This window comes from Bacillus sp. SH7-1 (assembly GCF_008042405.1).
GTDB lineage: Bacteria > Bacillota > Bacilli > Bacillales > Bacillaceae_G > Bacillus_A > Bacillus_A thuringiensis_N.
Genome location: NZ_QNUD01000028.1, coordinates 1 through 19,713 on the forward strand (window position 1 = coordinate 1; position 19,713 = coordinate 19,713).

Consider the following 19,713-nt stretch of genomic DNA (forward strand, 5'->3'; position numbering starts at 1 on the left):
AGCAATCTCTTTTTATTTTATGAAACTTATTTACTTGCTTTCATTGCTTTATCTTTTGCACCAAAAGTGTATTTTAACATTGGTGGTGTAATCATTGTAGTTAAAATAACGACAATAACGATAGCTGTAAAGTAATCTTGTGCTAATAGACCTGAAGAAAGTCCTGTTCCTGCGATGATAAGTGCGACTTCACCACGAGAAACCATTCCAGCACCGATAATTGCAGAAGACTTAGCGTCAAATCCAGTCATTCGTGCACCAAATCCACAACCAATTAGTTTCGTTAATACAGCGATTATTGTTAATGCTAAGATGAACCAAATTTGATTGCCAATACCGTCAAATGTAATATTCATACCGATACTTACGAAGAACACGGGAACGAACATAGCGTAAGCAATTGGTTCTACTTTCTTTTCTACTTCATGTTTGTAGTTCGTTTGAGAAATAGCGATACCAGCTGCGAAAGCACCGATAATACCAGCAATTCCTAATAGTTCGCCGAAATATGCGAATGAGAAACAGATGATAAGAGCCGCGCTCACGATAGACTCAGATACGCGTAGTGGTGATAACCAGCGCATAATCGCAGGAACACCTTTCCATCCGATTAAAATAATAGAAGCGAAGAATACAACTTTCTTCAAGATAACCATTGTTAAGTTAACATCGTCTGTACCTAAGAAGCTCATTGCAAATGCTAATAAAATAACAACAAGAATGTCATCAAATACAGCCGCACCAAGCATCGTTGTACTTTCACGTGTTTTCATCTTGCCTAAATCGCGAAGTGTTTGTACGGAAATACTAACACTTGTCGCACATAGGAGTAATCCTAAAAATACAGCATTTCCTTGTTCCATTCCCATAACAAGACCAGAAACGTAACCACCTACGAATGGAAGAATAATACCTCCAAGTGCAACAGCTAAAGAAGAATTACGATTTGCGTTTAATTCTTCTAAGTCTGTTTCAAGTCCTGCCATAAACATTAAAAGAATAACACCGACATTACTTAATTGTGTTAGAAGCTCTGAGTTTTCAATCCAACCTAATACAGCTGGACCGATAACGATACCAACAATTAATTTACCTAGTACAGAAGGTTGACCTAATCTAACACTAAGATCACCAGCAAGCTTTGTACTTAATAAAATAAGTGCAATTTGAAAGAAAAATTCGAATTCCATCGGATCCTCTCCTCATCATTTTTATTTTTATCATACGATTTCTCGGAATTTGCCTAATGAAAATATGTAAAACCCATTAAACAAAGGGTCTGATTACAAGTTCTTTTGAACTCGTAATTTGAACCTGTAATTAATATATAATAGATTTTACAAAAAATCAATGGAAAAATGGGAGCCTTTTTACGAAGAACTTGTGTTATGGAGGATATAGGTGTAAGAGTAGCATGTGAATTTTATATGTATGAAATAGTATGAAGTCCTTTTTCATTACGAATAATAAAGCCTAAATACTATTTCACGAGTTATAACTGTGAAAGGGAGGGTTTATAATTTGAAGTCATTAAAAAACAACGTGTCTATTGTTGCTTTAGGTGGAGTAAATGAAATAGGGAAAAATATGTATGTTATTCAATCTGAAAATGATATTGTCGTTATTGACTGTGGATCTAAATTTCCAGATGAAAGTTTATTAGGAATTGATTTAATAATTCCAGACGTCACATACTTGCAAGAAAATAAAGAAAAAATTCGCGGATTAGTAGTGACGCATGGACATGAAGACCATATTGGCGGAATACCATATTTTTTAAAACAACTAAACGTACCAATCTATGCTACGAAGTTAACGTTAGGTTTAATTGAAATTAAATTAAAGGAACATAACCTTCAAGATGATACAGAATTAATCGTGATTCATTCAGAATCAGAAATTGATTTTGGTGCTATTAAGACAACTTTTTTTAAAACGAATCATAGTATTCCAGATTGTCTCGGTATTGTTTTCCATACACCAGAAGGTACTATAGTACATACAGGTGATTTTAAATTTGATTTAACACCAGTTAATAATCAACATCCTGATATTCATAAAATGGCTAAAATAGGTAGTGAAGGTGTATTAGCTTTAATATCTGAAAGTACAAATGCAGAACGACCTGGCTTTACCCCATCAGAAAGGTCGGTAGGGGAACGGATAGAGGAAATATTTATGAAGGCAAATAGGAAAGTGATTATTTCTACTTTTGCTTCTAATGTAAATCGTGTTCAGCAAATAGTTGAAGCTTGTATAAAAACAAATCGAAAACTAGCTTTGCTCGGGAGAAGTATGGTAAATGTAGTAGAAGTTGCTCTAGAGAAAGGTTATCTAAATATTCCAGATGGTATGTTAATTGAAGCAAATGAGGTAAATAATTTAGAGCCAAAGCAGGCTGCAATACTTTGTACAGGAAGTCAAGGAGAACCAATGGCAGCTTTAGCGCGTTTAGCTAGTGGAAACTATAGACAAGTAGATATTTTACCAGAAGATACGGTTATTATAGCTGCGACTCCTATTCCAGGAAATGAACGTAATGTTTCGCGAATTATCGATAACTTATTTGCATTAGGGGCAAGAGTGATTTACGGATCAGGCAGTTCTACTGGAGTCCATGTATCTGGTCATGCATATCAAGAAGAATTAAAGTTAATGCTCACATTAATGAAGCCAAAATATTTTATCCCAATTCATGGAGAGTTTAGAATGTTACATCACCATAGTTTGTTAGCAGAATCAATTGGTGTTGAAAAAGAGAATGTTTTTATCGTTCGTAATGGAGATGTTGTAGATATAAGTAACCAAGTGGCAATTCAATCTAGAAAAATACAGGCAGGAAATATATATGTAGATGGATTAGGAATTGGTGATGTTGGAAATGCATTATTACGTGATCGAAAACAACTTTCAGAAGATGGAATGCTTGTTATGGTCATTACTTTTAATAAAGTGGATGGAGAAATAATTTCAGGTCCTGATATTATTTCTCGTGGATTTGTCTATGTTCGTGATTCAGAAGAATTTTTGAAGGAATTAAATAAATTAGCTGTTATTACAATTAATAATTTAAAGAAAGAGAAAGCGAATAGCTGGGGTATTTTGAAAAGAGAAGTAAGAGAAGCTTTAGGGAAGTATATATATACGAGTACGAAAAGAAAACCGATGATTCTTCCTATAATTATAGAGGTGTAATAATGAATAAAAAGAATTCTCTTGTGGGAATTCTTTTTTGTTTTGAAGACAGAATGAACATATAATGAAATAAATAGAAATGGAAGGGAATAAAAGATGTTATTAAATAAACGCTTTACAATTGGAGAAATGGCAAAAATGCATAATATGGCGGAATCTACTTTACGTTATTATGATGAAAAGGGAATTTTTCATCCGTCCATTGTGGACCCACAAACAAATTATCGCTATTACACAATCGATCAATTTTCACTATTAGATACGATTAAATTTTTACGTCAATTAAATATTCCATTAAAGGAAATTAAGAAATATATTGATGAAAGAAATCCAGCATACGCACTCAATTTACTAGAAAAACAACAAGAACTAATGTTGAAAAAACAAAGAGAAATTGAGTATGCTTTGGCGAAAATGGAGCATAGAATTCATTTAATTAAGGAAGCAACAAAAGCAAAAGCTGAACAAATGGTAATTAAAGAGATCCCGCAGCGGAAAATTACAGCAATTGCGGTTGCCCCGAATACGACGGATGATATGTTTGAGTACTACATCCATTCGTTGCAAAAAAATATGAGGCAAATGGATGATAGTTTATTTTCTGGAGATATTGGTGTAACTGTTGCGAAAAAAGGATTAATGCAAAATGAATTTCAAGCATATAGCAGTGTTTTTATTCTTTTGGATTACATGCCTTTTCAAGTACATAGTTCAGATGAAATTAAAGAGGGTATATTTGCTTGTGTATATCACCATGGACCATATGAAGAAACTGATGAAACCTATAAGAAGTTAATGAAATACATTGATCAAGAAGGATATGAAGTAGACGGAGATGCGATTGAGATTGCATTAATTGATTGGTCTGTAACAGAAAATCCGGAGGAGCAAGTAACAGAAATTCAAATTCCTGTAGTGAAAAAATAAGGTGAAAACCTTTGAACTGATTACAAATTCACATTCATTAGTACAATTCAGTTACCTATTTTTCAATTCTCTCTTGACCCTCAAGTTACTTGAAGGTTTAAACTGTGAACAGAGCGTTGAAAAAAGGAGCATACTAGTATGGAAGTAACAGAAAAATTAAGAGAAAAACCAATTAAAAGTTTATTTATTTCTTATTTAATACCAGCGGTTCTTGGAATGGTATTAATGTCAGTTAATATTGTGATTGACGCGGTTATGATTAGTAGAGGAGTTGGAGCGAACGGTTTAGCAGGAGTAAATGTCGCTATTCCAGCGTTTTCAATTTTCTTCTCTATTTCATTGTGGATCGGAATGGGCGGGGCAACGTTATATTCCATTGCACTAGGTGAAAATAAATTAGAAAGAGCAAGGTCTATTTTTACTCAATCTATGACGGTAGCAGTTGTTATCGTAGGTGTTTTAGCGGCGATTTGCTTATGGAGAATAGAAGATTTAGCATACTTATTCGGTGCAAACGAAGTGATTTTACCGTATGCGTTAGATTATTTACACGTATTATTAACATTTGGAATGATATACGTTTTAGAAAATATTTTAAGTACATTTATACGAAATGATGGGAATCCTAATTTAGCAATGGCAGGTCTTGTTGTAACAGCTGTATTAAATATAGTGTTTGACTATATCTTTATTTTTATTTTTGGATGGGGCGTAACAGGTGCTGCTTCAGCAACTATTCTTTCAGCAGCGATTGGTTTCCTTGTATTATTAACACACTTCTTTAGAAAAAGTAGTATTTTAAAATGGACGAAATTCCATTTTGAATGGGATACGATTAAACAAATTATGATAATAGGTTTCCCAAGCTTTACAACAGAAAGTACGGTCGCAATCGTAACGATTGGTTTTAATATTGCATTTGTCCAATATGCAGGAGAAGTAGGTGTTGCTTCCTATGCGATGGTGAATAGTATTCACGCGATGACATTACTATTATTCTTCGGTGTAGGTGCTGCATTGCAACCAATTGCTAGTTTCCATTACGGTGCAAATTTAGCAGAAAGATTGCGTGAAGGTTTACAGTTTGCTGTGAAAATTGCAGTTGTACTCGGAGGTGTTGCGATAATTGTCGGATTATTCTTCGGGAAATATATTATTGGTCTATTTGATGTCCAATCTCCAGAATTATTGGAGTTAACATTAACAGGTATTAGTTTGTTCTTTATCCAATACGTATTTTTAGGCTATAACATTGTGTACGGAGAGTATTTTCAATCAGTGCGACAAACGAAGAAATCAGTGCTTATTATAATGAGCCGAGGGTTACTGTTTATAATTCCATTGTTATGGATTATGCCAAAGTTATTTGGGATAAATGGAATTTGGCTCGTTATGCCAGTAGCAGAAGTGTTGACAGCGATCATCGTATTTACGATGAATCGTATGAAACATCCTGTTCCATTAAATATGGTGGGAGAGAAAGAAGTAATATAATGAAGAAAATCCCCTTGAGCAAGTAAGGGGATTTTTTATTCTTTTAAACTAATAGCAAAAGATCCATCTATTTCTTGAACAGACGCAAAGGCAACGTTTTTAATATTTGTGATGCCTTTTTCTTTTAATTCTTTATATAACCACTTTTCGTCCTTATGAATTAACTTTAAGTTATCGTATTGAATTTGCGAATCAACAATAAGGGCAATTGGTAATCCAGCATACTTAACATCTATGTTCAAATCTTTCGGAGTTAATGGGACAAGTTCACGCTTTGGTAAAATGCTAATGGCTCCATTTGCTTCTAAAATAGCGTATTCAATTTCATGAACACTTGGGTATCCTGCGACGCGAAGGTTAGAAAGTAATTCAGCGATGGGATATCTACTTTTTTGTAAGTTCTCAAAAATAATGTCACCATGTTTAATTAAAATAATAGGGTGCCCGAGAATGAAACGATTTAGTTTGTTGAATAGGCTTAATTTTGTAAGAATTAAATGTAAACATGTAATAACGACCATACCGAGAAAAGCTTGCAAAGCACCAGAGACTGGTATGGCTTGAAAAGCTAAATAAGATAAAAAGATAATAGCACCAAAATCATGAGGAGTTAGTTGTGCTAAAGCAGATTTACCGAGCATCTTAAGCGATAGTAAAAATAAAATAAAAAAGAACGATACGTTACATAAAAAGAGAAGCAATAGGGACACTCCTTCGTGCAAAGTTGTACTTACTGTTCCCGAAAGGAATATAAATATTACTTTCTAGAGGATAAATTAGGTTGAATTGGAATTTGTCTGTATACAAACAAATAAATGGATATTATCATGAAAGAAGCAAAGAACATAGGAGTATATGGATATGAAAAAGAAAAAAATAATTAAGTATATGATAGGAATTATAATGGTTTGCGCCGTTTATGTGGGATTTTTACAATATAACATTTATAAGCATGGGCAAATGAATGCGACCTATGAAGCTGATTATATAATTGTATTAGGCTCGAAAGTAAACGGGACGAAACCATCATACTCCTTGCAATATCGTATTGATAAAGCAGCAGAGTATTTAAAATCACATGAGAAAACAATTGCTATTGTGTCTGGAGGGAAAGGAAAAGGGGAAGATATTTCAGAAGCATTAGCAATGAAAAATGAATTAATGAAACTAAAAATTGCAGAAAATCGCATAGTAATGGAAGATAAGTCAACGAGTACAGATGAGAACATTAAATTCTCAAAACCATTAATTCCGGACAATATGAAAAAAGGAATGATCGTAACAAACGATTTCCATATGTTTAGAGCGAAAAAAATAGCAGCCAAACAAGGTTTACAATTAGAAGGTCTTCCGGCGAAAACACCGAAGCGAATTGTCATTCCATCAAATATACGAGAGTATTTAGCCATTACGCAATATTGGTTTATGAATCGAATATAGTGAAAGTGGTCCCGCCTAGCATTCTAGGCGGGATTTTTTGAGGGAAATCTTACAAATGTGTCATGTTCATGAAAGGTAAAGCGATAGTTTCTAGAGTGGATTCCTGACATAATGAAGATAACAAAAATTATTTAGAGGTGAATCGGATGAAAGGAAATAATATATTATCTTCACTATGTTACTTTAGTATCTTTTTTGCACCATTTTTACTACCAATTATCGTGTACTTCGTTGCAGAGGATGAAGTGAAATACCACGCGAAAAAAGCATTTTGGTCACATATTTTCCCGTATGCGATTTTATTTGGTGGATTAGCAGTATCCGGCATATATGGTTTAAGCTTCAATCAATCTGATGGTGCTGGAATTGGAATGATGATCACATATGCAGTATTTATTCTTGTAGGGATTTATTACTTCATTTGGAATATCGTAAAAGGTATTAAAGTTTTGAAAACGTCGTAATAAGACAAGAAATAATTTGCTGTAAATATGCTGGTACTTGCCGGGAAGTCAACATTTTCGAAAAATCGTTCATATAATTTCATTTACCGTACCAATAGATGATTTAAAAAAGAGCAATTCAAAAAGAATTTCTCTTTTTGTGCTTATAAGTTGTGAATATTGAAAAAGATATGTTAATTTTTCATTATGAAGAGAAAAAGGAGTGATTTTCATGAATGAAATGATACATAAAATGGAGCAACATGTTTCAGTTCGTAAATATAAGGAAGAACCAATTTCCAAAGAAGTGGTAGAGAGAATGGTGCAAGCCGCACAGCATGCCGCTTCCTCGCATTTTGTACAGGCATATTCTGTGATTTATGTAACCGATCAAGGTCTAAAGGGTAAATTAGCAGAGTTATCTGGAAACCGCCATGTGAAAGACTGCGCAGCATTCTTTGTTTGTTGTGCAGATTTAAAACGACTTGAAATGGCATGTGAAAAACATGGTACAGAGGTAAAGCATGAAGGAGTAGAAGACTTTATTGTAGCAACGGTAGATGCTTCACTTTTTGCGCAAAACTTGGCGTTAGCAGCAGAATCGTTAGGATACGGTATTTGTTATATTGGTGGTATTCGTAATAATCCAAGAGAAGTGAGTGAATTGCTTCATTTACCAGATAAAGTATATCCTGTATTCGGAATGACAGTCGGTGTACCAGATGAAAATCATGGAGTGAAACCACGTTTACCAGTAGCAGCAATCCTTCATGAAAATGGATATGATGAAAAGAAATATGATGAATTATTAAGTGAATATGATGAAACGATGAACTCGTATTACAAAGAAAGATCATCAAACAAGAAAAACGTAACATGGACGGAATCGATGAGTTCGTTCATGTCTAAAGAAAAAAGAATGCATATGAAAAAGTTTTTACATGAAAAAGGATTTAATAAGAAATGAGTAAAAAGGCAGACCTGTATGCAGGTTTGCCTTTTTTGGAGGAGAAATATGATTGTCTTCGAATAAGTATAGGGGGAGGGGATAATATGAAAAAAGCTTTAATCTTTTTATTTGATGGATTTGCAGAATTTGAAGTGAATATAGCTAGTTTATTTTTGATAAGTAAGGAATTTGAAATAGTAACAGCAACAATAGATGGAAAAACAGTTACAGGAGAAGGTGGATTTTTGTGTCAACCACATGTCTCTATGGAGCATATTGAAGTAGCGGACTATGAAGTGTTTATCGTACCCGGAGGACATATTTTTGATCATTTAGAAAATGAACAATTGTTATCTATCGTGAACGAATTACATAAGCAAAATAAATGGATAGCGGGTATTTGTGCAGGGACATCTTTACTACATGCAGCAGGAATACTTAATAAGAAGAAATTCTCAACATCATTAACATCAGATGAAAAACAATTAGCGCATTTACATGAATGGGAATATAAACAAAATAAAGATGTAACTGTTGATGGAAAAATAATAACAGCGGTAGGGTCTGCGTACGTTGAATTTGCTGCTGAAATAATGAAGCAGCTCAATTTATTTAACGAAGCTGAAGCGAAGGAGAACTTGCAATACTTTAAAAATGTAACAGAACTTTGTGATAAAACGTTAGTATAAGTGAAAATAAAAAGCGGCATAATAGCCGCTTTTTATCGTTATCACGTTTAAAAATATAGCGATACTTCATTTAAAACCTATCTGTTATGGCACAATCTAAAGCACCTTCTATAATAAATGCAAACTTTCAATAAGAAGATACATACCCGTGCAACTTAGAAGGATATACGTAAATATTTTGAACATCCGTTGATTAAGCCATTTGAAAATAATTTGGCCTATATACAAACCTAGAAATACGATTGGAATAGCATACAAACTTGATTCCCAAATTGTTTTGTTTGTGCCAGTAAAGAGTATTTGAGTTAGTAGACTAATGAAATATATAAATAGATAAAAAGCTAAAGTAGTTGCTCTCAATTTCTCTTTTTTCGTATTAGTTCCTGTAAAGTAAAGTAACAGGGGTGGTCCTGGCATACCGATACTTGTCGTTAAAAGACCTGATAATCCGCCTACTAAGAAATCTCTAGATTTTGTTGACCTAATCTTAAAGTTGCATATTAGCATCAACGTTAATAGTAAGAGCAGGATGCTAATTGCTAATTTAAAAGTGTTGATGTTAATGGAAATGAAAATGAAAATACCAAAAGGAACACCAACTATACTTCCGAAAATTAATCTTTTCAGTAGAATAAAATCAATGTCCATTCTTATTTTCCAAATGAGTGATATGGAAATAATTAATGATAAAATGATATTTATTTGTATAGCTTCTTGTGGTAGAAATAACATGAGTAAGAAAGGTGTTGCCATAATAGAAAAGCCAAAACCTGTACTTGTTTGTAAAATAGAAGCTACTAATATAATACATATGAAAATGAATATAATCTCCAAAATAGTCCTCCTATATAATCAGATCTAATACATATTTTAACATGAAGTGAAACTTTAATCAGTGGGGGGCTTACTGTCCTTTAATATGGGAAAAAAGCGGCAAAATAGCCGCTTTTTATGTTGCAGTTAATATTCTAATGATGATGTAGCTTTAAAATATTTTTCTCGCGAAGGAGTCATTACCCGGATTGCTAATAAACAGGAAAGGAAAAGAATGAGTAACGAGCTACTTATTACAGTAATTTGAACGGAAAGAAATTGTGCGGATGCCCCAATTGCTAAAACGAAAAAGATTTGGATGAAATTTTTTATTGAATCAAACACGCTATCGATACGTCCTATCATATGTACAGGGATGTTATTTTGATAAAATGTGATAAAGCCAGTACCAGCAAATGATGAAGAAATACCAAGTAAAATGAAACCGCCTGCTGCGACTATAAATGAATTTGAAAAGGCGAAAATTACATAGCCTATTGCTGTGAAAATGGTCCCTAATCCGATACAATATTGAATTGGTAATCGTTTGGCAAAGAGAGAGACAAGAAATGAACCGGAAACGTAAGCAGCTCCAGTTATACTAACAAGCATGCTATATTCTATATCGGATAAAAACAGTACTTGATTTGTGAAAACAACTTCTTGTGAATCGAGTGCCATAGCAACAAGCATAGTCGCTTGAAATAAAACGAATATGAGAATAATGTAAGTTTCCGTTCGAGCGAATGAAAAAACTTGTTTCCAATCACTTCGTAATGTTTGTACGAAAGTATTTGTAACTTCTTCGTTTTGCTTTGTTTGTAATGTAATGTTTGGCAAGAAGTAAATAAGAATGGTAGAAAGAAGAAAGGAAAGTGAGTTGCAGTAAATAACAAAGGCTGCTGAGTACGTGGTGAGAAGTATTCCAGCAAGAGCTGGACCGATAATAAAAGCCCCGCTTGTACAAAAGCTACTCCAAGCGTTGAATTGAGCGCGTTCTTCGGCAGGTATAAGCATTGTTTTATAAGAAAATGAAGCTGGATCGAAAAATGATGTAGCGATGCGAGTTAAAAAGATAAACATATAAATGGTCCAAATAGAATCAAATAGTGGAACACAGCCAATAAGAGCTGCCCGAATGATATCTGTGATGAGCATAATAGACCGTTTGTTTAATCGATCTACTATACTACCAGACCATATTTTTGTAACAACGGTGGCAATTGGACCGACAATCCATAATCCTGCTACAGCAGCAGGGGAGTTTGTGCTATTTAACACCATTAAGTTTAGAGCGATAAGATACATAAAATCACCTAAACGAGAAATTCCTGTTCCCGACAATAATAATAATTTATTTTTCATGAACAAATGGCCCTTTCTTTCATTGTTTTTTAATCCTGCAGGAAATAGCGTATTCTTCTTCAGAGTTTGATTGACGAGCGGTTTTGTTTTCCCAGCGTAATAAAACTTGTGTAATCTCCCAAGTAAGCTGTTGTAATTCCTCCGGAGTTAAAAATAGATGAGATACAATATGACTACCTGTATTCGTTCCTTCTGTGCCGCTCTCTTCGATATAGAAGTGAGCTGCTTTTGCTTTATAATATTTTTCAATAATCCCTCGTTTTTCCTTCGTTTCTACTAATTCAAGCAACCCCCCATCGTATAAAATTTGAACGTGATAATGTACGCTTCCAGCAGTTTTGTTTAGTTTCGTAGCTAATTGTTTTGCAGTGAGTGCTTCGTCTTTTAAGAGGTGAAGGATTTGAATACGAGTTGCATTAGAAATGAGCTTCTGTTGCTCAGCTGAAATAGTAAGTCTATCGTCAAACATTATGACATCTCCTTTCTTATAATCTAAATTTATTGTACATTCTAAAAAATTAGAACGTAAGGAAAATAAATCGTCTTTTTCCTTTATATTTCGACATAAATAAAAATAGCATGTACATAAACATGCTATTAATTGGAGGTAGATTCTTCATTAAATTCTCCGCGATAAAATAAAAACAGCCATATAAAACTAACAAAAATACAACATATAGCTAGAAGACTACCAATCATTTGAGGAGAAAGGATTTCTAATAGCCACCCTGTAATGAACATAGATAACTGTATAAGCGAACCATAAATTGAGTAATGAAATGAAAAAACTTTACCAATCATATTTTCGTGCGTGTAAGTTTGAAGTAATGTCGTATCAAGTGGAACGATGATTCCTCCTGCTATGCGCATACAGAGCAATGTAGTGATACCGATAATAAGTTGATCAGATAAAATGAATCCGAGAAAGAAAATTCCCTGTAGGAAATAGGCCCAACCAAATGCTTTTTTCATTTTCTCTTTATTATGAGATATATAAAGATTAACGAGGAGGCTGCCGATGATAAGCCCCGCCCCCTGAACCGAATATAAAGCTCCAATGTTAGTGTGGAAAATTTTTTCAGCATAGATTGTTAAAAGCAGCTGATAAGCACCTCCAATAATGCCCCATGAAATGCCGACAAGAATTAATGTTAAAATGATTTTTGTTTGTAATATGTATGTATAACCATCTTTTATATCAGTGAACAATGCTTTGTTCTTGTTACAAGTATCATGAGCAGGAATACTCATATTATAAATAAAATAGGCTGAAATAAAGTACGACAAGCTGTTCATTAAAAAAGCAAACTCAATATGGAAAGAATGTGCAACTATTCCGCCTAAAGAAGCCCCCATAATAGACATAAAACCATTCATTGTACTAGAAAGAGAGTTCGCAGTTACGAAATGATTTTGGTGTATGATATTCTTTAAAGTTGCTTGTTTAGCCGGCTCAAATAAACAAGAAAGTACAGATAAACATATATTAGCAATGAAAATAATCTCAATTTTATATGGTGCAAATAAGTAAGTGAGGACGAGCATGCCTCGTAAAATATCGGTAAAAATCATAATATTCTTTTTAGAAAAACGATCTACAATTCCGCCTATAAATGGACTAAGGAGAAGCTGTGGTAAACCTTTACTTATAAAAGTAAGTGCGATCATAAACGGTGATTCTGTTATGCTATAGACGAATGTTAATAAAGCTACCGTGTGAAACCAATCTCCAAGCACGCTTAATGTTTGCCCATAAAATAGTCTTTTGAAGTTTTTATTTGTTTTAAGAAGTGCGGAATAAGAAACTGACATAAAAAGCTTAATCCTTATGTAATGACGATGTTTGAATTTGTTTTTTTCCACTCACTTAAATACACTTTCTCCGCTGTAGGAAGTCCAACAGGTAATTGTGCAATCAATTCTAAACTATTTCCATCAGGGTCGTTAAAGTATACGGCGGCATGTGCTAATTCAGGAAAAACAATTGGCTCAATTGGTTCCATTCCAAAGTCTTTTCGTACTGAAATACCTTTTTGACTTAGCCAATGTATCGCATGTTCTAAATCATGTAAGCTTACTTGAAAGGCGATGTGTCGTAAAGAGGGATGATAATTCACTTTGTATTCTGTGCCTTCCCAAAGGCCGAGCCAACTTTCATTTTCTTTAATCCAAAAGAAAGCAATATCATCTCCTCTTTTATATAATTTCAGTCCAAGTGATTCGTAAAAAGGTATAGACACTTCTAAGTTACGGACGGGTAAATGTGCTTCGTAAAGACCTTTAATCATTGTAATCCTCCTAAGTAAAAATGTTTCTTATTTCATAGTAAACATTTTTTTATGAGTTGAAATCACAAAAAAGAGGGATATAATTTCATACAAAAGTATGAAAAAACAGCTCAAATATGAGCTGTTTTCGTATAGTTTTTCGTTCATTTGTTAAGGATAGGATATATTAGTACCCGTATCCGCCGCCACCCCAACAGCTACATCCGATGATGATTAGAAGGATGAATAGTACGATTAGCAAAGCAAATCCACCGCCGAAACCAGCGCAACTTCCACCATAGCTCATATGTTTTCCTCCTTTTGAGTAAGTTAATCTATATAATTCATGGACTACTGTATAAAGTATGTTTTTTGTGTGGAAAAGGAGCCAGTCTCTTTTGTAATTAGACAAACGCCTGTGTGGTCATTTTAAGTGTATATTGAGCTAAGGATGTATGGATAAATCGTTATATATTTTGCGATTTGTTCATAAAAAAATATAAAATTGTAAAAAAAACCATTTTTATATTTTTTTATGAGAGGATTTGTACTATAATTTTACAAGTAATATTATGGGAAAAGGGAGTTTTAGTAAAGAGATGGAGATGGGACAATTACAAAATAAAATAGAAAACAAAAAGAAAGAGCTAATTCAACTTGTTGCTAGACACGGGTTGGATCATGATAAAGTTTTGTTATTTAGCCGAGATTTAGATATACTAATTAATAAGTTTATGAATGTAAAAGATAAAGTACATAAATAAATAATTTGTAGTTTTTTATATTAAGATATTCTATAAAAGAAGGAGAGAACAGTATTTGGAACATTTACAAGAAGAGCTGTATAAACAAATAAAAGAAGAAAAAGGTATTGTTACAATCTTTTTAAAGAGTGGCGTTAGAATAGTAGGAGAAATTGTTGCGATAGACAAATTTACTGTTTTAATGTTAGTTGATGGAAAACAACAACTTATTTACAAGCAGGCTGTATCAACAATAATGAAATAAGACACTCATATTGAGTGTCTTATTTCATTATCTTTTGCAAGCTTCAACGTCAATGCCGGCAGCTAGTAATTTCTTTTCTCCATCTTGCTCGATGAGTTTTTGTAATTTAGATAGGAAAGAATCAAAGTTTGTATGCTTTGCTACTTGGAATGTCATTTTGTGCTCAATTGGTAGCCACGTATCAATATCAGCTTCGTTATGCTGAATTTTCACCTCAAGTTTATCAAGTGCGTTAGCAACTTTTGCTTCGTACGTTTCTTTTGCTTCAAACTCCATCCATAAATCATACAATTCCTCACCGAGAGAACCTTTTAATGTGCGTTTAATATTTAAAATTGCTTCTTGCTCATTTATTTGTTTTTGTAATTGTAATTCATGACTATTCATTGTATCAAAAGCAGGAATATCACCAGCTTCTGCCTCGACTAGGTCGTGAATAATAACCATTTTAAGTAATTTTTCAACATTGACTTTTTGATCCAAATAAGGCTCAACTAAAATGGCCATTAGAGACATGCGCCACGTATGTTCAGCAACGCTTTCTTGACGTCCGTTAGAAAGCCAGCTATGCCGCATTTCATATTTTAGTTTTTCTGCTAGTGCAATGATTTGTAAAATGTTATGTTCCATCGTGATCCTCCTCATATTTCTATACTGTAATTCTAATATGGAAATAAAATGTGTCAATTCTATGAGTATATTGCGATAAATAGATGATAAGCGTATAATACATATTATATGTGAAAACGCATTATTAAAATAAAAAAATGTTTTATAAAAATGAAAAGGGAAGGGCAGGAATATGGGAGACGAAAATCAAGGATTAGCTAAACCACAAAGAAGAAAAAGGAAGTTTGACATTTCTAGCCCAGTTGGCATTATAGTAGGTTTTGCTATAGTGATAGCGGCAATTATGATTGGTGGCGGTGGAATAAAAGCTTTTAAAAACTTTTTAGATGTTTCATCTATTTTAATTGTCATAGGGGGAACAACAGCGACAATTGTTGTGGCATATCGATTTGGAGAAATAAAAAAATACACGAAAAGTATTTTTACTGTTTTACATAGAAGAGAAGCAGATTTAGAACAGTTAACGGATTTGTTCGTTGATTTTTCGAAAAAGTCTAAAAAACATGGCCTGCTTTCTTTAGAAGTTGATGGAGAGCAAGTAGACAATCCTTTTATTCAAAAAGGAATTCGATTAATGTTAAGTGGTTACGATGAAGAGGAATTAAAAGAAGTATTAATGAAAGATATTGAAACAGAAGTATATGAGTTAAGAAAAGGAGCAGCGTTATTAGATAAAATTGGCGATTTCGCTCCAGCTTGGGGCATGATAGGGACTTTAATCGGTCTTATCATTATGCTTCAAAACTTGCAAGATACATCGCAAATTGGTACAGGGATGGCAGTTGCAATGTTAACGACATTGTATGGATCAGTACTTGCAAATATGATTGCAATCCCTCTTGCTGAAAAAGTGTATCGTGGTATTGAGGATTTATATACAGAGAAGAAGTTTGTTATTGAAGCAATTTCAGAATTGTATCGTGGACAAATTCCTTCTAAATTAAAGTTAAAACTGGATACATACGTATACGAAACAAAGATAAAAAAAGTAAAACGAGCAGCCTAATATTTCAAGGAGTGGTAAGGTGATGATAAAACGACCGCAAAGGGGATCGCCTCGTTGGATGACAACTTTTACAGATTTAACGATGTTATTATTAACTTTCTTTGTATTACTAGTTGCTACATCAAAGCAGGATGCAGTAAAATTGTCGAAGATGCTTGAAAAGTTTAGTGATGTGGAGCAAGTAGATGCAAAAGTAATGGAAAATACAATACCAGATATTTCACATGAAAAAAATGATGAAAAAATGGTCTCTAAAAAGAGAATGGACGAATTATATAAAAAGTTAAAAGCATATGTAGATAATAACGGTATTAGTCAAGTGAATGTATATCGAGAGGACACAGGGGTAAGTGTCGTTATAGTAGATAATTTAATATTCGATACGGGTGATGCGAACGTTAAACCGGAGGCGAAAGAGATAATAAGCCAATTAGTTGGATTTTTCCAATCGGTACCAAATCCCATTGTTGTAGAAGGACATACAGACAGTAGACCGATTCATAACGACAAATTCCCTTCAAACTGGGAATTATCTTCTGCACGAGCGGCAAATATGATTCATCACTTAATTGAAGTGTATAATGTGGATGATAAAAGGCTAGCTGCGGTAGGATATGCAGATACCAAGCCAGTAGTACCAAATGATTCACCGCAAAATTGGGAAAAAAACCGTCGCGTTGTCATTTATATAAAAGAATAGTATATTGTTATTTTGATAATAAATAATAAAAATACGAAAATTCTTTTAAAAAAATATTAAATTTTATCATTTTATTTTGTATAATGAGTGAGAATGATAAGATGAAATATTAAGATATATTTATACATAGAAGGAGAGAATCAAAAAGAATGGCACATAAAATTTTAGTTGTAGACGATGCGATGTTCATGCGAACGATGATTAAAAACTTATTAAAAAGTAATTCTGAATTTGAAGTAATCGGAGAAGCGGAAAATGGAGTGGAGGCAATTCAAAAGTATAAAGAACTTCAACCTGATATTGTTACATTAGATATTACTATGCCAGAAATGGACGGACTTGAAGCATTAAAAGAAATTATTAAAATTGATTCAAGTGCAAAAGTTGTCATTTGTTCTGCAATGGGACAACAAGGTATGGTATTAGATGCAATTAAGGGTGGAGCAAAAGACTTTATTGTAAAGCCATTCCAAGCAGATCGCGTAATCGAAGCTTTAACAAAAGTAGCAAACAGCTAATATAGAAGGGGTGCCACAAGGAATCTAAACATTGATAGCGGATATGCGAGTGGCCCCCTTTTTTCTCGCTTTAAAACACTAAATTGTTATACATAAATGAAATGTTTGTTAGACAGGTAGGGGATTAAAATGCAAACAGATCTATTAAATATATTTTTTGAGGAATCAGAAGAACATTTACAATCGCTAAATGAAAATGTGCTAACTTTAGAACAAAATCCTGCCGATATGGATGTTGTGGGAGAAATATTCCGTTCAGCCCATACATTTAAAGGTATGTCAGCGAGTATGGAATTTACAGAAATGGCGGATTTAACGCATAAAATGGAAAACGTTTTAGATGAAATTCGTCATGGGAATATAGTTGTAAATGCTGAGATTATTGATGTGATTTTTGAGTGCATTGATAATTTAGAGAAGATGGTTGCAGATGTGCAACAAGGCGGAATGGGCAATATTGATGTGATTACAACTAAGCAGAAATTAGAAGCATTATTGAATGGCAATGTAGAAACTCCTGTGGAATATATTGAGCAAGAACTTATAAATAATGATGATGCAGTTTCACATGAAGTGCATATAACTGTTGAGCAACAAGCTATTTTAAAAGCAGTACGCGCAATTATGTGTATTGAAGCACTGCAAAATGTAGGTAATGTACAAAAAACAGTTCCAAGTATTGAAGAAATTGAAGCAGATGCTTTCGGATTTGAGTTCACAGTATTTATGGATACTGATCAAAGTGAAGAAGAATTAAAACAAGTGGTGCTTCATGTTTCTGAAATTGAGAAAGTAGAAGTGAAGCAAGGACATACATCAAAAGAAGTAGTTTCGGAAGAATTGGCTACACAAGAAGTCGTACAAGTGGCTACGCAGGTGGAATCAACTAAAGAAATATCGAAGCAACCTGCTAGTGCTACATCAGCTAAGAGTAATGCGAAGACAAAAAGTGGTAAAGTAGAAAATCGTTCCATACGTGTTCAATTAGAAAAAATCGAAAGATTAATGAATATGTTTGAAGAAAGTGTAATCGAACGTGGGCGCATTGATGAATTGGCACAAAGGATTCAAAATAAGGAGTTAATTGAGCATTTAAATCGATTAGGCGATATTTCAAAAGATATTCAAAATGTACTACTAAACATGCGTATGGTACCAATTGAAACGGTCTTCAATCGTTTCCCACGTATGGTACGTATGTTAGCGAAAGATTTAGGGAAAAAAATCGATTTACAAATTACAGGTGAAGATACTGAAGTTGATAAAATTGTTATTGATGAAATCGGTGATCCACTCGTTCATTTAATCCGTAATGCAATTGATCATGGGGTTGAAACTGTTGAACAACGTCGTGATGCAGGTAAAAATGAGACAGGTACGATTAAATTAGAAGCATTCCATAGTGGAAATCATGTTGTAATTCAAATTACGGATGACGGAAACGGTATTCATAAAGGAAAAGTATTAGAAAAAGCGATTAAAAATGGTGTTGTAACAGAATCTGAGGCAAATAAATTAACGGACCGTGAAGTATTTGATTTAATCTTCCAACCAGGATTTAGTACAGCTGAAGTTGTATCAGACCTTTCTGGGCGTGGTGTTGGATTAGATGTAGTGAAACATACGATCCATAGTTTAGGTGGACATTTAATTATTGATTCTGAAGAAGGAAAAGGTAGTACATTTAGAATTGAACTTCCATTAACGTTGTCAATTATTCAATCTATGCTTGTTCAAACGAATGATAAACGTTATGCATTCCCTCTTGGTAATATTGTTGAAGCAATTCGGATTAAGAGAGAAGACATCCAATCCTTACAAGGAAAAGATGTGTTAAATTACCGTAATCAAATTATTGAAGTGAAGCATTTAAGTACTGTATTTGGTGAGAAAACAGTAGATGAGGCGTTTGCGTCATATGATGGTCAAATGGTTCCTGTGTTAATTGTTCGTAATACACATCGCAGCTATGGACTTATTGTAAACACAATTATCGGTCAAAGAGAAATCGTCTTAAAGTCATTAGGTGACTTCTTTGCAGAGAGTTCTAATTATTTCTCTGGTGCGACAATTCTCGGTGATGGACGAGTGGTCCTCATTTTAAACCCAGAAGGTTTATAATAGGAATGAAGGAAAGCTCCCCACTTGTATACAATTGGGGAGCTTTTTGGTTAATCGTTACTAATCTAAAAATGGGAATAAATACATATTAACGTTTTATATAATAAGTTTGTTAAAATAAAATGAGAGTTTATATCATTTGATAGAA

General features: G+C 33.6%; 21 protein-coding genes and 1 pseudogene. 13 read left to right on the forward strand and 9 right to left on the reverse strand.

Features of this window, described 5'->3' with window-relative positions:
• Positions 1–26: 26 nt before the first annotated feature.
• Entirely contained in the window at positions 27–1,190 is a 1,164-nt protein-coding gene (locus DN390_RS21230) for a cation:proton antiporter (protein WP_060630255.1), read from the reverse strand.
• Between the two features lie 331 nt (positions 1,191–1,521).
• Here DN390_RS21230 and DN390_RS21235 point away from each other — a divergent pair, with 331 nt between their 5' ends.
• The 3 genes from DN390_RS21235 to DN390_RS21245 all read left to right on the forward strand — a co-directional run bounded on the left by DN390_RS21235 (position 1,522) and on the right by DN390_RS21245 (position 5,616).
• Positions 1,522–3,195: a ribonuclease J gene (locus DN390_RS21235; protein ID WP_098237462.1), complete on the forward strand. Its 1,674-nt coding sequence runs from the start codon at positions 1,522–1,524 to the stop codon at positions 3,193–3,195.
• Positions 3,196–3,291: 96 nt separating this feature from the next.
• The gene (locus DN390_RS21240; protein WP_147808358.1) at positions 3,292–4,122 is read left to right on the forward strand and encodes a MerR family transcriptional regulator; all 831 of its coding nucleotides are present in this window, start codon (positions 3,292–3,294) and stop codon (positions 4,120–4,122) included.
• A gap of 138 nt (positions 4,123–4,260) precedes the next feature.
• Positions 4,261–5,616, forward strand: coding sequence for an MATE family efflux transporter (locus tag DN390_RS21245; RefSeq protein ID WP_147808359.1), 1,356 nt, complete (start codon positions 4,261–4,263; stop codon positions 5,614–5,616).
• A gap of 35 nt (positions 5,617–5,651) precedes the next feature.
• Here the strand turns inward: DN390_RS21245 and DN390_RS21250 are convergent, their stop codons facing one another.
• Positions 5,652–6,317 carry a DUF421 domain-containing protein gene (locus DN390_RS21250; protein ID WP_087964835.1) on the reverse strand — a complete coding sequence of 222 codons (666 nt, stop codon included), beginning with the start codon at positions 6,315–6,317 and terminating at the stop codon, positions 5,652–5,654.
• A gap of 160 nt (positions 6,318–6,477) precedes the next feature.
• Between DN390_RS21250 and DN390_RS21255 the strand changes: the two genes are divergently transcribed.
• From DN390_RS21255 to DN390_RS21270, 4 genes are all read left to right on the forward strand, one after another.
• Positions 6,478–7,056 carry a YdcF family protein gene (locus DN390_RS21255; RefSeq protein ID WP_218944380.1) on the forward strand — a complete coding sequence of 193 codons (579 nt, stop codon included), beginning with the start codon at positions 6,478–6,480 and terminating at the stop codon, positions 7,054–7,056.
• A gap of 146 nt (positions 7,057–7,202) precedes the next feature.
• Positions 7,203–7,520 carry a magnetosome magnetite crystal formation protein family gene (locus DN390_RS21260; RefSeq protein WP_147808361.1) on the forward strand — a complete coding sequence of 106 codons (318 nt, stop codon included), beginning with the start codon at positions 7,203–7,205 and terminating at the stop codon, positions 7,518–7,520.
• A 211-nt stretch (positions 7,521–7,731) separates the two neighbouring features.
• Positions 7,732–8,466 (forward strand): oxygen-insensitive NADPH nitroreductase, encoded by a 735-nt coding sequence (gene nfsA, locus DN390_RS21265; protein WP_147808362.1) that lies wholly within the window; start codon positions 7,732–7,734, stop codon positions 8,464–8,466.
• Positions 8,467–8,552: 86 nt separating this feature from the next.
• On the forward strand, positions 8,553–9,137 hold the full coding sequence (locus DN390_RS21270) for a type 1 glutamine amidotransferase family protein (protein WP_147808363.1): 585 nt from the start codon (positions 8,553–8,555) through the stop codon (positions 9,135–9,137).
• A gap of 108 nt (positions 9,138–9,245) precedes the next feature.
• On the opposite strand, the gene DN390_RS21275 is transcribed toward DN390_RS21270, so the two are convergent.
• The 6 genes and pseudogenes from DN390_RS21275 to DN390_RS21300 form a co-directional block, all read right to left on the reverse strand.
• A complete protein-coding gene (locus DN390_RS21275) occupies positions 9,246–9,971 on the reverse strand; it encodes a sulfite exporter TauE/SafE family protein (RefSeq protein WP_147808364.1) in 726 nt (241 codons plus the stop codon).
• Positions 9,972–10,097: 126 nt separating this feature from the next.
• A complete protein-coding gene (locus tag DN390_RS21280; protein WP_098296221.1) occupies positions 10,098–11,315 on the reverse strand; it encodes an MFS transporter in 1,218 nt (405 codons plus the stop codon).
• Between the two features lie 19 nt (positions 11,316–11,334).
• Positions 11,335–11,784, reverse strand: a complete 450-nt coding sequence (locus DN390_RS21285; RefSeq protein WP_147808365.1) for an ArsR/SmtB family transcription factor — start codon at positions 11,782–11,784, stop codon at positions 11,335–11,337.
• 128 nt (positions 11,785–11,912) lie between these two features.
• Positions 11,913–13,127, reverse strand: coding sequence for an MFS transporter (locus DN390_RS21290; protein ID WP_147808366.1), 1,215 nt, complete (start codon positions 13,125–13,127; stop codon positions 11,913–11,915).
• A gap of 7 nt (positions 13,128–13,134) precedes the next feature.
• Positions 13,135–13,603 (reverse strand): annotated as a pseudogene (locus tag DN390_RS21295) (VOC family protein).
• Between the two features lie 166 nt (positions 13,604–13,769).
• Positions 13,770–13,889: a YjcZ family sporulation protein gene (locus DN390_RS21300; RefSeq protein WP_000120179.1), complete on the reverse strand. Its 120-nt coding sequence runs from the start codon at positions 13,887–13,889 to the stop codon at positions 13,770–13,772.
• 238 nt (positions 13,890–14,127) lie between these two features.
• Between DN390_RS21300 and DN390_RS21305 the strand changes: the two genes are divergently transcribed.
• Together DN390_RS21305 and hfq are read left to right on the forward strand one after the other, a co-directional pair.
• A complete protein-coding gene (locus DN390_RS21305; RefSeq protein ID WP_060630268.1) occupies positions 14,128–14,346 on the forward strand; it encodes an aspartyl-phosphate phosphatase Spo0E family protein in 219 nt (72 codons plus the stop codon).
• A 55-nt stretch (positions 14,347–14,401) separates the two neighbouring features.
• Positions 14,402–14,590, forward strand: coding sequence for an RNA chaperone Hfq (gene hfq / locus DN390_RS21310; protein WP_000400658.1), 189 nt, complete (start codon positions 14,402–14,404; stop codon positions 14,588–14,590).
• Positions 14,591–14,617: 27 nt separating this feature from the next.
• Here hfq and DN390_RS21315 read toward each other — a convergent pair whose 3' ends face one another.
• Positions 14,618–15,220, reverse strand: coding sequence for an HD domain-containing protein (locus DN390_RS21315; RefSeq protein ID WP_060630269.1), 603 nt, complete (start codon positions 15,218–15,220; stop codon positions 14,618–14,620).
• A gap of 172 nt (positions 15,221–15,392) precedes the next feature.
• Between DN390_RS21315 and DN390_RS21320 the strand changes: the two genes are divergently transcribed.
• The 4 genes from DN390_RS21320 to DN390_RS21335 all read left to right on the forward strand — a co-directional run bounded on the left by DN390_RS21320 (position 15,393) and on the right by DN390_RS21335 (position 19,565).
• A complete protein-coding gene (locus DN390_RS21320) occupies positions 15,393–16,226 on the forward strand; it encodes a flagellar motor protein MotP (RefSeq protein WP_147808367.1) in 834 nt (277 codons plus the stop codon).
• 22 nt (positions 16,227–16,248) lie between these two features.
• Positions 16,249–16,926, forward strand: a complete 678-nt coding sequence (locus tag DN390_RS21325) for an OmpA family protein (RefSeq protein WP_060630271.1) — start codon at positions 16,249–16,251, stop codon at positions 16,924–16,926.
• 149 nt (positions 16,927–17,075) lie between these two features.
• Complete coding sequence (locus tag DN390_RS21330) at positions 17,076–17,444, forward strand: response regulator (RefSeq protein ID WP_000940576.1); 369 nt, start codon at positions 17,076–17,078, stop codon at positions 17,442–17,444.
• A 129-nt stretch (positions 17,445–17,573) separates the two neighbouring features.
• The gene (locus tag DN390_RS21335) at positions 17,574–19,565 is read left to right on the forward strand and encodes a chemotaxis protein CheA (protein WP_098609201.1); all 1,992 of its coding nucleotides are present in this window, start codon (positions 17,574–17,576) and stop codon (positions 19,563–19,565) included.
• Positions 19,566–19,713: the final 148 nt, after the last annotated feature.

Coding starts and splice junctions, on each gene's coding strand:
- DN390_RS21230 (WP_060630255.1), bottom strand. CDS start 1,190: ATGGAATTCGAATTTTTCTTTCAAATTGCACTTATTTTATTAAGTACA.
- DN390_RS21240 (WP_147808358.1), top strand. CDS start 3,292: ATGTTATTAAATAAACGCTTTACAATTGGAGAAATGGCAAAAATGCAT.
- DN390_RS21245 (WP_147808359.1), top strand. CDS start 4,261: ATGGAAGTAACAGAAAAATTAAGAGAAAAACCAATTAAAAGTTTATTT.
- DN390_RS21255 (WP_218944380.1), top strand. CDS start 6,478: ATGAAAAAGAAAAAAATAATTAAGTATATGATAGGAATTATAATGGTT.
- DN390_RS21260 (WP_147808361.1), top strand. CDS start 7,203: ATGAAAGGAAATAATATATTATCTTCACTATGTTACTTTAGTATCTTT.
- nfsA (WP_147808362.1), top strand. CDS start 7,732: ATGAATGAAATGATACATAAAATGGAGCAACATGTTTCAGTTCGTAAA.
- DN390_RS21270 (WP_147808363.1), top strand. CDS start 8,553: ATGAAAAAAGCTTTAATCTTTTTATTTGATGGATTTGCAGAATTTGAA.
- DN390_RS21280 (WP_098296221.1), bottom strand. CDS start 11,315: ATGAAAAATAAATTATTATTATTGTCGGGAACAGGAATTTCTCGTTTA.
- DN390_RS21285 (WP_147808365.1), bottom strand. CDS start 11,784: ATGTTTGACGATAGACTTACTATTTCAGCTGAGCAACAGAAGCTCATT.
- DN390_RS21290 (WP_147808366.1), bottom strand. CDS start 13,127: ATGTCAGTTTCTTATTCCGCACTTCTTAAAACAAATAAAAACTTCAAA.
- DN390_RS21300 (WP_000120179.1), bottom strand. CDS start 13,889: ATGAGCTATGGTGGAAGTTGCGCTGGTTTCGGCGGTGGATTTGCTTTG.
- DN390_RS21315 (WP_060630269.1), bottom strand. CDS start 15,220: ATGGAACATAACATTTTACAAATCATTGCACTAGCAGAAAAACTAAAA.
- DN390_RS21320 (WP_147808367.1), top strand. CDS start 15,393: ATGGGAGACGAAAATCAAGGATTAGCTAAACCACAAAGAAGAAAAAGG.
- DN390_RS21325 (WP_060630271.1), top strand. CDS start 16,249: ATGATAAAACGACCGCAAAGGGGATCGCCTCGTTGGATGACAACTTTT.
- DN390_RS21330 (WP_000940576.1), top strand. CDS start 17,076: ATGGCACATAAAATTTTAGTTGTAGACGATGCGATGTTCATGCGAACG.
- DN390_RS21335 (WP_098609201.1), top strand. CDS start 17,574: ATGCAAACAGATCTATTAAATATATTTTTTGAGGAATCAGAAGAACAT.